Consider the following 13440-nt stretch of genomic DNA (forward strand, 5'->3'; position numbering starts at 1 on the left):
CTATTGTCCAGATGCTATGAATGCAGCCCAATAGAAGGGATTTTTAAAGGGATATTCTTCAGGATTTTGTACTAAAAATTGACGGGCTGATTCTTTATAAGATTTAGCTGTTCTTGGCTTATCATGACAGAGCTTATCTATCATTGAATCAGCTTCTAAAATAAATTGTTCACTTGTCAAATTCTTCAACCAATTTTGTGCCATTTTCAAAGCAACGGGGACAGAAATTTGCTGAGTTTTATCTAATAAAATTTCATAGAATTTCATCATCAAAAATGAGGTAGATAAATCATTTACTGTCCACAAACTACTGACAACGCTTGGACTTCCAGCGAATAGGAAAGCACTAGGTAAACCGATGTATTCATCACTAACAGATTCAACAAAAACGATTCCTGATTCGCAAGCGGATAAAGTTACTAAAGAACATCCTTGTAAAGATAGAGATATAATTTCACTAAAGGATAGATAATCTTTTTCCTCCCCTGCTAATGCAAGAGATGAATAAAGCGGATTATCAGGGTTAAACCCAGCATGACAAGCAAAGTGGAGACAATTAGGTATTTGTTGAGAAATGCCAGCGATAAGATTGGATTTATTAGCGGAATCTGAAGATAGCATTTGAGCTTTAGAGAAAAGAGATACAAGAAAGTCAGCTTCTAATTCAGCAAAATGTAAAAATTCCAACTTGCCAGAAGGGTTCCTGATAATCAGCGAATTTTCGAGATTGTTTTTTTGTCTTTTTTGGAGTGACTGAAGAACTTGTGAGCTAGGTGCATAACTGACTATGAATTTATCAATTAGTACCTCTCCATTAGAAAAAGGCATAGCATGAAGAGGCATTAAATGAAGGTAACGATGGGGAATTAGAATTAACTTTTGATACTTTGTTAATTGGTATTTTATAATTATTTTTTCGATTCGTAAAATACGAGAAAGTTTCCAAATATTACCATATAGATTGTTTATCCAAGTTGATTTATTCCGGCTATTATATTCACTCTGATACCTGTTAATAAGATTCTTTAGATTTACCAGTTCCTCGTCAGAATATTCTTCAATTATTGGATATTTTGAGTCTGGAAAAACGATAAATAGAACTAATCTAGACTCAATAAAGTACCATTCCAGAATCACGGAATCTTCTTTAATTAGAGCTTGTATATCTTGATAGGGTATGGGTTGTACCCGTTCCATGAACTTGAAATCTGGCTCTTTTAGGTTAATAAATTCCAGAAGTCTTTCTTTCTCCTGCTTCTTATTGTGCAGATCATCAAGCAATCGAGCAATATTTTCTTTATTGCCAGCATTAGCTTGTACCATGCGCTGTTTAGATATAATTTCCTGTCTTAAACTTCTGAGTTGTTGACAGATAATTCCGTACTCATCAGGTGCAAAACAATTTGATTTAGGTAAGATTTCTTGTTGAGCTAATAATTCTACTAAATTACTTGCTTTACCTCTTTCTGCATACTCAAGTGCTTCCATGCGGTATTTAACATCTGTTTTTCCAAGTTCGATACAGCTATCAACCAAAAGGTGATAAAATTCACCAAACTGTTCTGAGTATTTTTGTTTGTCTTCCTGCGTCGCTTCTTCAAGAATATGATTACTTCTGAACTCTTCCCAAGCAACAATTCCCTTCTTTAAAGTATTATAGGCTTCAAGATAGCGTCTTAAAGCAAGAAATTGAGTACCTACAATAAAGTGAGATCTGATATAATCCATTGGGTTAGATTCAGAATTATAGACTTGAAGACCACGCTCGGATTGCTCAAATGACTCCTCAATCATCTGTGAATTTTTTGTTAAAATTCCAAGCTCCATATAAGCTTTTCCTTGGTAAATTCGCGTTTCACCAGCAGATAATCTTAATTCAATTGTGTCAAAAATACTGATCGCATTAGAATAATAGTCTATCGCTTTGTTGAGGTTTTTGATTCTTTCATCAATCCCCTCATTATGAAAGATTTCAGATGAATAAAAATTTCCAAGGTTCATCTGCAAACTTGCTTGTTCTTGTTCAGTATTTTTATGTCTCTTAAATACTTCTAACGCTTCTTGGGAATGTTTAATTGCTTCTTGTGTCTTGCCCATTTTTTCTTGTAAATTATCACAAGTAAGTTTAACTAACGCAGATGCTAAATTCCATTTACTATTAGCCCAAGCAGGAGTTCCCTCTTCTCTTCTTGCGAGTTCATCATGATATCTTTTGATTGATTCAGCTAAATTTTCTTGAGGATTTCCTCTTCCTCGTCGTCGGTAAGCGATCGCCAAATTATTTTGTAAATTCCCTCTTAATTCTTGATTAACAAAATCCAGATTGAGAGCAGTTTCAAAACATTTAATTGCTTCATCAATATTATCTTCAGGATTACCTAGCTTCCGATTTAGATAAGCAAGTCCTAAAGAGTTATAGGAAGACGTTAACTCGTCGATGACGCTGACTGGTTCTTGTCCAAGTCCAAAAAAATCGTGGAGACGAGTGAGTCCTTCGTTAGCACTGGTCAATTTCCAAAATTCAAAAACTGTTTGAAAGCACAATAGGGATTTTTCTAGGTTTTCTGCCTCTCTATAAAAAGCTATACCGCGATTATCTTTATAAATATAACCTAGTTTTGTGAGTATGTTTTCTAGCACAAAAAGACCTTGATTTTTCAAATTAGTTTCTGAAACGTGGGAGAGATTCAAAAAATATTTTTTAATACCCTCTATGTTTTTTTGAAAATCTTCTTGGGTAGCCATGAAAAAATTATCTTCATTATTTTTGTCTAGTATTCCAAGTCGAATACATTGAACTATCATCAAAAGCTGGAATCCATGAACAGCGATATCTTTAGCATCATTAATATCTCGAAAACTATTCAGAGAAGTGCATAAATCAGCCAATGTCATTAAGTGACCTTGATAAACAAAATCAATTAAAAATTGTTTTTTGTCTTGAATACTAAGATTTTCAATAACTGGAAAAGGTGAAGGTGCAAAAGACAAAGCTTGATTGATTAAACTGTCTGGTTGATTCATCATTTCTCTTTGTGAATCTTCATCATCGATTAAGCTCAAAATTTGATTCGATAGATGAATAGTAAATGACATATCAAGTAAATTCTGATTTTCTTGTAGTAATCGATGAACTCTTCGTTTAATATCTTTTTCATCGATATCACGACTCATCATTAGCTCAAGCAGTTCAGAAAGCAAATTTCTCTGTTGTTCATTTTTTCGCTCACCTAATTCTTTAACCTTAGTAGTTTCTGCATCAAGCTCACCTCCCTCAAGTATTTTGATAAGATTATCAAAAGTTCCCTCAGAGTACTTAAAAACTTGATCTAGTAGTTCGAATGCAGGTTTTAATTCTTCTTTTGTTTTCCTGATCGTGAGAATAAACCTTGCTAAACTTTCTTGTTGTTCTGATCTCAATACTTCTGCTAATACCTCAAGTTCTTCAGAAGAAAATCCTTTTAACAAAAACTCTTGTTCAAGCCATTCTTTTCTTTGATGGATTGCAGGATGATTAGGTTCAATTTCCCATGCTCTGTAACAATTAATTAAAAACTGCTTAAGCGCATTAAATTTCTGCTGATTAGATTGGGGAAGCGTCTTAAATTGCTCCCATATTTGATACCAAGCGTTGCTCCTTTGAAACCACACATAAAAAGAATTAGGAGCAATCTCAATCGAACGACTGTAACTGTCAATTGAATCATCAATCTGTCCTATTATGTTAAGTATATTACCTCTGAAATACCATGCTTCACTATCTTCAGGATTTAGTTTAATAACCCTCTCAAAATCAACAAGTGCATTCTCCAAATAACCCAATTGCGTTAACAACAATCCTCGATTAAAGCAAGCCAAAATATTATCAGATTCTAATTCAAGAGCAGAATTATAAAATCTGATCGCTTGTTCGAGTTGTTGTAAAGCAGTATAGGAGATAGCAATCTGATTCAACGCTTGTACTGACTGAGGATTTTGATCTAATATTTTTTCAAAGCAAATGATTGCTTGAGAGTGCATTGTTTGTGCTTCTGTTTGCCTTCCTGCTGCTTCTTCTTGACTAGCCCTTTTCTGAAAGAGTAACCCTTTTTTTAGCCATTCTTCCCCATAATCTTTTACTCTGTCAACAGGAGGAGTTCTATTTGCCCCCTTTGGCACAAATTCCCAGCCATAACCTGATTTCTTACAAAACAATAAAATCTCCTCAGCTTTCATAGCTTCAACACTCGGTACAGGAAAATTCTGCTCCCCTAATTGTCGTGCGAAAGTAGCCGCATCTTCTTGAGACTCAAACAGTAATATTTTGTGATTATCATCTACACTTATAGTATGAATACCCTCATCATCTGTTCCCACATTGTAAAGCAGCACATAAACAGTTTGAGGTAACTGATTAGAGGGTTGCTGCTGAAAATACTGACTCAAAAAAACAGTTAAATCTTTTAGATTAACCTGTAAATTTTGTAAAATTATCGCTGTACTTTCCCCTTGTTGAAAAATCCCAATCAGTAAATGCTCTGTATCAATAGATTCACTCCCTAATTTATCAGCAAATGATAATGCACTGTTTAAAACGAGTTTTGCTGACTCTGTAAAAGGAAGTTCTATAGTAATCATTCCTGAACCCTTTCCTAGAATTTTTTCAACTTCAATTCGAGCATTTTTTAGCGTTATTCCCTGCTGTCTTAAAACTTGCGACGCAATTCCTGTCGCTTCACCGATTAACCCTAAAAATATAAACTCCGCTCCTACAAAATTATGCCCCAAGCGACGCGCTTCCTCCTGCGCTAACATAATTACCTTAATCGCTTTCTCTGTAAACCGTTCAAACATAATTTAGACTCCTTATCACTTCTAAACCACGAAACTTATCAGAACTACAACACCTTGATTCGCCATTCCGTAAAAAATTGGACATAATTGAATGAGGACGATGATAATTGATTAATGAGGTTTAGGTATGTTTGGGTGCGTTGTTCATTCATGGCGTGGTAGATGGGGAATTGATGGGTAGGGGCGAAGCATTCGGATAGAAAATCTAGGGTTTCAGCGATAGATTATGCACGAATGCTTCGCCCGTACAGGGATTTAATGGGGAGATTATCAGAATTGTATCACAGGGATGATAGGCGAAGGTTAGTGATAAGTTATTGTCCGAATGCTTCGCCCGTACAGGGATTTAATGAGGAGATTATCATAATTGTATCACAGGGATAATAGGCGAAGGTTATTAGTTTATTGCCCGGGGTAGGGGCGAAGCATTCGGATAAGAAATTTATGGTTTCAGCGATATGTTATTGCCCGAATGCTTCGCCCCTACAGGTTATTCGTCCCCGCAGGTTATTTGTCCCCACAGGTTATTTGCCCCTACATTGGTTTGAATTTATTCAGATTGTTCTCGTCTTGTTCCCAATTTCGCGGATTATCAAGAATGTATTGCCGGATTTTTTGATAAGAATTTTCATTGCGAATGATATGTTCATAATAATTGCGCTGCCAAATTTTCAGGCGATCGCCACATAAACGATTAATTTTACGACTAAAAATTGATTTGAAATTCTGCACAATAGCCCCCAAAGATTCCGGCATTGTACCGTGAGTATATTGAGAATCGTATTCGGTCTTTTCCAGATCATAATTTTGTATTACTATAATTCCATGAATATGATTGGGCATGACAATAAAAGTATCTAGTTCAATAAACTTAAAATGTAGAGGCAGTCTATACCATACTGCTTCAACAGTATCACCAAGTAAATTTCGCTCTATATTTCCTTCAACAATTTCACCAAATAAATACTGCTTTTGATAAGAACAAATTGTGATATAATAAGCTCCATTAAGCCCATAATCATAGCCTTTTAAACGAATAGATTGTCGATGTTTTTTGGGTTCATTCATAGCGTGGTAGATGGTGGCGGTTAATTCAGTTATAAGCGATTCCTCGGCAATCATCAAGAGTTGGGGATTGGTGGTAAGATTGTCAGAAAAGCGATCGCACTGAATCAAGGCTGAATAATGAGGGGCTATGATAATAGGTCGTGGTTAGAATTTTTAAAACAGTCTATCAAATCCTCATAACAATCATCGAGTAATCCAAGCACTAAGAAATTCAACCTGATCGATCATTTCTTCGGCTGATTTAGTGGCAATTAGCTGTAAAATCCCTCGCATAATTTCCCCCATTGAATATCTTTGTTGTTGGACTAGAATGATTCCTGCATGATTTCTTTTTTGTTGTAAGAAAAGTGTATGTAAATAATAAAAATCTCTAACATTAGAACTATAAAGACTACACCCCTGAGAAGTTGCCCAGATTAATTGTTCTTCATCAGAGTATCCCAATCTATTAGCTTCTAAAGCAGTAATCACATCAACACCTCTACTTTTCAAAATAAAAGCAAGCGATCGCAATGTAGAATCCTCATCCATATATAAGCTAATTCTACTCATAAGAAGAAGAATAATGTAATGCTTCAATGCGATCTGCTTCGGCGGCTTCGGCTATAATTTCTGCTTCTATTGTTTCTTTGTTAGTATGATAGTAAGTTAGAGCAGCATAAACTTGTGCCAAAGAAAGATGAGGGATTTCATCGGCAATTTCTTCAGGACTATATCCTAACTTATACCAGATCACTATTCTTCGTACAGTAACAGCAGTTCCCGCGATAATAGGACAACCTCCATGAATTTTGGGATCGCTTTTTATGAAAGTGCCAATATTGATATCTGTGAACATAACTTTCTCTGATTCATTCTCAACTAATTAAACTACATAGGATTCTATGCTTTTATCACCATTCTAGCATGGCCTAAACATTGGTCGGGGCAGGGGATTGAATGGGGAGATTATCAGAATTCTATCACAGGGACGATAGCCGAAAAAAATAATAGTCAATCAAACAATCAAAAAAATTATAGTTTAGACACAATCATCGGTTAAAATAATAGTAATTTAGAATTAAGGATTGAGTTATGCCGCAACAAACCTGTGAAGCCGTCTTTGAAAATGGCGTTTTACGTCCTCTTGGTAATCTCCAACTCAATGAAGGACAGTGCGTTAAACTGACTATAGAATCGAATTCAATTTCCCAGCTTACTCCCCAAAAATGGTCAGAAACGGGTATAATCGCCCAGTTAACAGCAAATCCGATTAAAATTGAAGATTTCCATCCTCTTACCAGAGAAGAAGCGAATGAACGCTGGTGAATCTCAACCCTTCTTTATTGATTCTAATATTTGGCTGTATCGCTTCATTGTCAATGTCAATTGTAGCGATCCCCTAATGCCATTATCATAAAAATGAAGTGTAACCTAATCTCGAAAAACTGCTTTTTCAGCTTCTTCTAAATCGTCATCACTGATTACAACATCTTTCCATAAACCTTTAATTTGAGTCTTATTGCGAGAACCTTCAAGTTGATGAATGACCGTTTTTTTTAAGGCTTCTAATTCTTCCTGAATGACTTGAATCGGAAGTAAAACATATTGACTCATGGCAAATAATACCCTTACTCTTTGATTTGAGGGATGATAGCCGAGAGAAATCCTAGTCAGTCAAATAATCAAAAAAAATCATAATTTAGACAGGATTGGGTGCGTTGTTCGTTCATGGGTTGAGATTGTTTTATAAAAGTTTTTTAAATTCTTCAATAGTTAATCCAGAACCTTTAATAATTGTTCCCATTGTATAAGCATTGATTGGATTAGCCCTTGGAATAGTGAGAATATGTTGTCCATCAGTCATGGTAATATGCTTTCCCTGTCGAACAATCTGAAATCCTGCTTTTTCAAACGCTTTAATTGCTCGTTGATGATTAATTCCAGCAAGACTAGGCATGATTTAATTCAACTTCTACATAATAAGATTCGATCCCTTGATTTAATTCTGCAGCAACTTCTAAATAAGACTGAATTGCATCTTGAATATTATTGAGTGCTTCTTCTTTAGTTGTCCCTTGAGAAGCACAACCGGGTAAACTAGGACACCAAACAGCATATCCCTCTTCTGTTTGTTTGAGATTGACTTGATATTGCATATTTTATCATCCCGTACTTAATTGAAAATTAGGCAGCACCTAATGAGGGTTGGATAGGATTGGGTGCTTTGTTCGTTTGATTCAATTATAAGCGATTCATCGGCGATCATCAAGAGTTGGGGATTGGTGGTAGGGTTGTCAAAAATGCGATCGCACTGTATAATCTTAATTGATATATAAGCTAATTCTACTCACTTGAACTAAATCATCATGAATCAAAAACCGTACCAAGTAGAAGCATTTTGGGATCGAGAAGCGCAAGTGTGGGTAGCAGAGAGTGAAGATATTCCGGGATTAGTCATCGAAGCTGATACCATCGAAGCTTTAACAGCTAAATTACGACAGATGATTCCAGAATTATTACAACTAAATCATCTAATTACTCTTGAACCTCAAGCAGCGATAACTTTTGAACTCATTAGTCATCGTCAAGAATCAATTGAGTGCGCTGTTTAGATTGAATGGGGAGATTATCAGAATTGTATCACCGGGATGATAGCCGAAAAAAATCCGGCTCTTATAGGTTCTGTGTGATAAGTTTAACTTACAATATGATCGATCAATCTTTGTGTCCTTTGTGTCTTTGTGGTTCCTTCCACCCCCTCGCTAGGAGGAATGTATCTTAGAATACATTTCACCCACCAAATCCAAGAGAGCCAAAATCCTAGTCAATCAAACAATCAAAAAAATCATAATTTAGACAGAATTGGGTGCGTTGTTCGTTCATGGGTTGATTTTTTTATCCGACACTCCGCACTTCAAAATGTAGCATAAAATAGCATAAACTCATTCAAGAAAAAAATAAATAAAAATACTCAGAGAATTAGTCCCAAAAAAGTGAGACAATCAAAAAGCTCAAAAATCTATTAAAGGTACAAAAATTGTCTCCTATCTCAGAGGTAAAAATTAAAAACCTAGATCACTTAGGAATAGTAGCCGGACTAATTGACGAAATAAGAATAGTTGAAATAATCAACTCTAAATTAGGAATCGACCCCCGAGAAAAAATTTCAGCAGGAACAGTGGTCAAAGCTATTCTAATCAATGGATTAGGATTTGTTTCAAGGCCTTTATACTTATTTAGTCAATTTTTTGAAGATAAAGGAATCGAAGAATTATTGGGAGAAGAAATAAAAACCGATTATATCAATGATGATAAAATTGGGAGAGTCATGGATGAATTATACAAACATGGACTGAATGATATATTTATAGAAGTTGTCTTATCGGTCATCAAAAAATTTAAAATAGAGACAAAATATTCTCATCTAGAGGCCACATCATTGCTACAAAGAGAGCATCTCATTTATGCAAGTGAGTAATTATACTTATCCCTAAAACTGTTTTCTAGCAAGGTTTTCAAAATAGCTTGACATAAAAACCTGATTTAGGGGTTACAAAGGTGAGATGCTCCCGCTACAAATTAGTCCCCCTATAGAACCCCCTTGAGCCATCTTGCACACTTTTCTCTTTTTGTCAAATTTTATGTTAAGAAAGATGTGACTAATGGATAGCTTATCAAGGGGGAATCGAAACCAAAGTTTATCTTCAATTTAATTATAAACAGCTACTTATTGACCAAAATTTAATGATCAATAAGAGAAAAATTAGCCAACTCTAAAACTGATCTAAAAATTAGCCCGCAATGGGGAAAATTTTGGCTAGGATCAAATCATAGTCATAATTGAGACTAGACGAGTTTCCCTTTTTTTACTTTATTACTGGCAATTACAGTTATGGTTAGCAATATTCCCTTTTCTATCCCCGAACATAGCCTCGATCGAGATTGTACCACCCTCTCCCGTCACGTCCTGCAGCAACTACAAAGCTTTTCCCCCGACGCGCAGGATTTAAGCGCAATTATGAGTCGGATTGCCCTAGCGGGGAAATTAATTGCCCGTCGTCTCAGTAAAGCGGGATTAATGGCGGATGTGCTAGGTTTTACTGGAGAAACCAACGTCCAAGGGGAATCGGTCAAGAAAATGGACGTTTTTGCCAATGAAGTATTTATCTCGGTTTTTAAGCAAAGTGGTTTAGTTTGCCGTCTTGCTTCCGAGGAAATGGATAAACCCTATTATATCCCAGAAAACTGTCCCATCGGTCGCTATACCCTACTCTACGACCCGATCGATGGTTCTTCCAATGTGGATATTAACCTAAATGTGGGTTCGATTTTTGCCATCCGTCAACAGGAAGGCAATGATTTAGACGGAGAAGCCCTAGATTTACTGCAAAATGGTCGTAAACAAATCGCCGCTGGCTATATTCTCTACGGACCCTCGACTATTTTAGTTTACTCGATCGGTCGCGGTGTTCATGCCTTTGTCCTTGACCCCAGTTTAGGGGAATTTATCCTCGCCCAAGAGAATATTATTATCCCCGATCACGGTCCAATTTATAGTACCAATGAGGGCAATTTTTGGCAGTGGGATGAGGCAATTCGCGACTATACCCGTTATGTTCACCGTCATGATGGTTACACAGCCCGTTACAGTGGGGCATTAGTGGGAGATATCCATCGAATTTTAATGCAGGGTGGTGTTTTTCTCTATCCAGGTACTGTTAAAAATCCCCAGGGAAAATTGCGCTTAATTTATGAAACTGCCCCCCTTGCTTTTTTAATTGAACAGGCAGGAGGTAAAGCTAGTGATGGGGTGACAAATCTTTTAGATATCGTTCCCGATAAATTACACACCCGCACACCTTTAGTGATCGGTAGTGTCGAAGATGTTAAATTGGTGGAGTCTTTTATCGCTGATCGCCGTCATCGCGATCGAGTTTAACTTATAGTTTTATTTCGAGATATTGACATGGATTTACAAGCTCTGAAGTGGACTAAAAATGTAAAGCGAAACGATGGTACATGGGCATATCGGGAATATAAGGTTTCTGATTCCTTCAAACTGGCATGGAAAGACGATGAAGTCAATGCCAATAAACCCGAAAAAGATAGTTTGATACTACTCAGGCAGCGAGGGTATGTTACCCATTTAGTAAAAGTTCTCGACTGCAAAGCCAAACGTGAAATTGGCAAGGATAATTACGACATCTATCGAATTGTTGAGGTGCTTTGGGCTATTGATTTTGATAATCCACCTGTATCAGCCAAAGCAGATGCGATGTTTGATTATCGAGAAGTTCTCAACTATCAGGGTGGGAAGGTGATGGAATTGGAGAAGTTACCGACTTTCAGACAGCGTTGGAATGACGATGGCGGTTTGGGGGGATTCCAAACTTACATTCGGAATTTATTGGGGCTGTCAAGCAATGACTAAGATCCTTGTTAAGCTTGTGTTATAGTATTGAGCAGATATAGAGTAACTGCTATGACTGCTATAGTTCAGGAACTTTTAGATAGCTTTGACCGCTTGACAGACTCAGAGCGCTCAGATTTGCTATTAGAGATTCTGAAGCGGACAATTCACCTGGATTTTCCGCCCTTATCTGATGAAGATCTAGTCCTCAATGCCGAGGGAATTTTTCTAGAATTAGATGATCAGGAAGCTTCCTATGGATAGCCCTGATCGTGGTCAGGTTTGGCTGGTTGATCTGGGTTATGTGGCCAAAGTCAGACCCTGTTTGGTTATCAGTATTCCTGCGCTCAATCAAGAGCGTGCCTTAGCGACTCTGGTTCCACATACGACAAGCTCTCGTGGTTCAAGATTGGAAGTGAAAGTCTAAGCTCGCTTCCTTAGAGAAGGAGTCTTTGATGTACAAAACATCGTTACAATTCCCCATGCAAAGCTTTTGCGTAAATTAGGAAATCTGACATCTGAGCAAATGATGGAGGTTGAGAATGCGTTACTTTTTTGGCTAGGGTTTGAAGAGAGGAATGATCAAGAAAGCGAAGATTAGTCTGTGCGCTAGTTGCAGCGGAAACATAATCAATAGTTAGGGTTTGCGGCAAAAAGTTTTTCGTGGAGTGTGGGGTGTGGGGTTTTACCGGTTTTGAGGTGGCCAATTACCTAATTTTTAGGGAAAAAGTCCAGGGATTTTCCCCCTGATCACTCCCATACCTGGTACTTTTTGATTGACAAAAAGTCTAAAAGTCTTACCCAACAAGGTTTTTAGATTTATTCAGCAAACCCTATTTAGGGTTTGCGGCAAAAAGTACGGGTGAAGCATTCGGATAGAAAATCTCCGGTTTCACCGATAGGTTATTGCTCGAATGCTTCCCCCCTACAGGACGCTATGCTGTTGTAATCGTCGAAACTGCTCATCTGAGTAGGTAGGGTGCGTTAGGAGCGCCACAATATTATTTAATTTACATTAATTACATAGGCGACGTAACGCACCAATATTATCCTAAATCCGTTGAGTAGGTAGGGTGCGTTAGGAGCGCCACAATATTATTTAATTTACATTAATTACATACGCAACCTAACGCACCAATATTATCCTAAATCCCTTGAGTAACCCACAGAAAACCGGTTTCTCCGAGAAACCCCTTTTCTACTCATGCCACCTCAATTTTCTCAAAAAAAAAATCGACCCGCCTAGCGGCGGGAAAAAGAGAAAAAGAGAAAAAGGGTAAAAAGGGAAAAAAAGGGAAAAAGGGTTACAGAGTCCTCCCAGCACCGCACACCACCCGAAAACCGAGGAAGTTGAGGGGGTAGTCGCGGCGGTTGACGAGGCTGCGGGAAGCAGAACGGCAGAGAACTGGATGGCTGCACCAAGAACCGCCCCGCAGTATTTGAAAATGATTATCCCTTATCAGCCAAGCACTGCCATCCCTTGGCGCATTCTCATAGCTATCATGCCAATTGTCCTCGCACCACTCAAAAACATTGCCACTCATGTCATAGAGTCCCCAAGCATTGGGCTTTTTCTGGCCCACAGGATGAGTTTTATCCTGAGAATTTCCGTCATACCAAGCGTAATCTCCTAACTGATTAGCATCATCACCGAAATAAAAGCGAGTAGTAGTCCCCGCACGACAGGCATATTCCCATTCCGCTTCTGTGGGGAGGCGATAGGTTTTGCCAGTTATTTGACTCAATTTCTGACAAAAGGCTTTAGCGTCGTTCCAACTAACATTTTCTACTGGATTTTGGGGATTGTTTTTAAACCAAGAGTTATTTTTAAAATGAGAGGGATTGGTTCCCATTACTGCTTGATATTGTGCCTGAGTCACTGGATATTTCCCAATCGCAAAACTGTTGACTTTAACTTGGTGTGGAGGCTTTTCATAACTTTCAGCATTGGGATCACTGTCAGGAGATCCCATGAGAAACTCACCTGCTGGTAAGCTCACCATCTCTAGTGTGACTCGATTGGGTAGGTTTTCGGTAAATGGAGTAGGTGAAGCAATTAGGGGTATTGGTGAAACAGGCTTTTTGACTGCTGCCGGTGCTGGTGGAGGTGACGGGGGAGAAGTCCATCCCAGAGGTTGTAAGGCATT

At 37.6% G+C, this 13440-nt stretch carries 14 protein-coding genes and 1 pseudogene; 7 read left to right on the plus strand and 8 right to left on the minus strand.

Annotated features, from left to right (window positions below):
- The 4 genes from EWV60_RS05155 to EWV60_RS05170 all read right to left on the minus strand — a co-directional run bounded on the left by EWV60_RS05155 (position 1) and on the right by EWV60_RS05170 (position 6739).
- Positions 1–4833, minus strand: a complete 4833-nt coding sequence (locus EWV60_RS05155) for a DUF3110 domain-containing protein (RefSeq protein WP_287231394.1) — start codon at positions 4831–4833, stop codon at positions 1–3.
- Positions 4834–5367: 534 nt separating this feature from the next.
- A complete protein-coding gene (locus tag EWV60_RS05160) occupies positions 5368–5901 on the minus strand; it encodes a transposase (RefSeq protein ID WP_353734378.1) in 534 nt (177 codons plus the stop codon).
- Positions 5902–6084: 183 nt separating this feature from the next.
- Entirely contained in the window at positions 6085–6453 is a 369-nt protein-coding gene (locus EWV60_RS05165) for a DUF5615 family PIN-like protein (protein WP_004162358.1), read from the minus strand.
- The gene (locus EWV60_RS05170) at positions 6446–6739 is read right to left on the minus strand and encodes a DUF433 domain-containing protein (RefSeq protein ID WP_002799543.1); all 294 of its coding nucleotides are present in this window, start codon (positions 6737–6739) and stop codon (positions 6446–6448) included. Before EWV60_RS05170 ends, EWV60_RS05165 begins: the two co-directional genes overlap by 8 nt.
- A gap of 236 nt (positions 6740–6975) precedes the next feature.
- Between EWV60_RS05170 and EWV60_RS05175 the strand changes: the two genes are divergently transcribed.
- Positions 6976–7209, plus strand: coding sequence for an antitoxin family protein (locus tag EWV60_RS05175; protein ID WP_016516300.1), 234 nt, complete (start codon positions 6976–6978; stop codon positions 7207–7209).
- A gap of 105 nt (positions 7210–7314) precedes the next feature.
- Here the strand turns inward: EWV60_RS05175 and EWV60_RS05180 are convergent, their stop codons facing one another.
- From EWV60_RS05180 to EWV60_RS05190, 3 genes are all read right to left on the minus strand, one after another.
- Entirely contained in the window at positions 7315–7497 is a 183-nt protein-coding gene (locus EWV60_RS05180) for a hypothetical protein (protein WP_002732751.1), read from the minus strand.
- 130 nt (positions 7498–7627) lie between these two features.
- The gene (locus tag EWV60_RS05185; protein ID WP_002732521.1) at positions 7628–7840 is read right to left on the minus strand and encodes a type II toxin-antitoxin system HicA family toxin; all 213 of its coding nucleotides are present in this window, start codon (positions 7838–7840) and stop codon (positions 7628–7630) included.
- On the minus strand, positions 7833–8039 hold the full coding sequence (locus EWV60_RS05190) for a type II toxin-antitoxin system HicB family antitoxin (protein ID WP_002733171.1): 207 nt from the start codon (positions 8037–8039) through the stop codon (positions 7833–7835). Before EWV60_RS05190 ends, EWV60_RS05185 begins: the two co-directional genes overlap by 8 nt.
- Positions 8040–8249: 210 nt before the next feature.
- Between EWV60_RS05190 and EWV60_RS05195 the strand changes: the two genes are divergently transcribed.
- From EWV60_RS05195 to EWV60_RS05220, 6 genes and pseudogenes are all read left to right on the plus strand, one after another.
- Complete coding sequence (locus EWV60_RS05195) at positions 8250–8495, plus strand: DUF1902 domain-containing protein (RefSeq protein ID WP_002732423.1); 246 nt, start codon at positions 8250–8252, stop codon at positions 8493–8495.
- Between the two features lie 425 nt (positions 8496–8920).
- Positions 8921–9322: pseudogene (locus EWV60_RS05200) on the plus strand (DUF4277 domain-containing protein); the annotation flags it as partial.
- 453 nt (positions 9323–9775) lie between these two features.
- Entirely contained in the window at positions 9776–10822 is a 1047-nt protein-coding gene (fbp, locus tag EWV60_RS05205) for a class 1 fructose-bisphosphatase (protein ID WP_002731573.1), read from the plus strand.
- A gap of 27 nt (positions 10823–10849) precedes the next feature.
- Positions 10850–11314 carry a hypothetical protein gene (locus EWV60_RS05210; protein ID WP_287231401.1) on the plus strand — a complete coding sequence of 155 codons (465 nt, stop codon included), beginning with the start codon at positions 10850–10852 and terminating at the stop codon, positions 11312–11314.
- A 51-nt stretch (positions 11315–11365) separates the two neighbouring features.
- Positions 11366–11557, plus strand: a complete 192-nt coding sequence (locus EWV60_RS05215) for a hypothetical protein (RefSeq protein ID WP_024969813.1) — start codon at positions 11366–11368, stop codon at positions 11555–11557.
- On the plus strand, positions 11550–11720 hold the full coding sequence (locus EWV60_RS05220; RefSeq protein ID WP_002740540.1) for a type II toxin-antitoxin system PemK/MazF family toxin: 171 nt from the start codon (positions 11550–11552) through the stop codon (positions 11718–11720). Before EWV60_RS05215 ends, EWV60_RS05220 begins: the two co-directional genes overlap by 8 nt.
- An 877-nt stretch (positions 11721–12597) precedes the next feature.
- Here EWV60_RS05220 and EWV60_RS05225 read toward each other — a convergent pair.
- Positions 12598–13440, minus strand: an 843-nt coding sequence (locus tag EWV60_RS05225; protein ID WP_287231404.1) for a formylglycine-generating enzyme family protein, incomplete at its 5' end; no start/stop codon positions are given.

Source organism: Microcystis sp. Msp_OC_L_20101000_S702 (assembly GCF_007095705.1).
GTDB classification, from domain to species: domain Bacteria; phylum Cyanobacteriota; class Cyanobacteriia; order Cyanobacteriales; family Microcystaceae; genus Microcystis; species Microcystis ichthyoblabe_A.

What these genes read in the sequence shown, in the direction of transcription:
- EWV60_RS05155 (WP_287231394.1), bottom strand. Translation starts at nt 4,833, where the DNA reads ATGTTTGAACGGTTTACAGAGAAAGCGATTAAGGTAATTATGTTAGCG.
- EWV60_RS05160 (WP_353734378.1), bottom strand. Translation starts at nt 5,901, where the DNA reads ATGAATGAACCCAAAAAACATCGACAATCTATTCGTTTAAAAGGCTAT.
- EWV60_RS05165 (WP_004162358.1), bottom strand. Translation starts at nt 6,453, where the DNA reads ATGAGTAGAATTAGCTTATATATGGATGAGGATTCTACATTGCGATCG.
- EWV60_RS05170 (WP_002799543.1), bottom strand. Translation starts at nt 6,739, where the DNA reads ATGTTCACAGATATCAATATTGGCACTTTCATAAAAAGCGATCCCAAA.
- EWV60_RS05175 (WP_016516300.1), top strand. Translation starts at nt 6,976, where the DNA reads ATGCCGCAACAAACCTGTGAAGCCGTCTTTGAAAATGGCGTTTTACGT.
- EWV60_RS05180 (WP_002732751.1), bottom strand. Translation starts at nt 7,497, where the DNA reads ATGAGTCAATATGTTTTACTTCCGATTCAAGTCATTCAGGAAGAATTA.
- EWV60_RS05185 (WP_002732521.1), bottom strand. Translation starts at nt 7,840, where the DNA reads ATGCCTAGTCTTGCTGGAATTAATCATCAACGAGCAATTAAAGCGTTT.
- EWV60_RS05190 (WP_002733171.1), bottom strand. Translation starts at nt 8,039, where the DNA reads ATGCAATATCAAGTCAATCTCAAACAAACAGAAGAGGGATATGCTGTT.
- EWV60_RS05195 (WP_002732423.1), top strand. Translation starts at nt 8,250, where the DNA reads ATGAATCAAAAACCGTACCAAGTAGAAGCATTTTGGGATCGAGAAGCG.
- fbp (WP_002731573.1), top strand. Translation starts at nt 9,776, where the DNA reads ATGGTTAGCAATATTCCCTTTTCTATCCCCGAACATAGCCTCGATCGA.
- EWV60_RS05210 (WP_287231401.1), top strand. Translation starts at nt 10,850, where the DNA reads ATGGATTTACAAGCTCTGAAGTGGACTAAAAATGTAAAGCGAAACGAT.
- EWV60_RS05215 (WP_024969813.1), top strand. Translation starts at nt 11,366, where the DNA reads ATGACTGCTATAGTTCAGGAACTTTTAGATAGCTTTGACCGCTTGACA.
- EWV60_RS05220 (WP_002740540.1), top strand. Translation starts at nt 11,550, where the DNA reads ATGGATAGCCCTGATCGTGGTCAGGTTTGGCTGGTTGATCTGGGTTAT.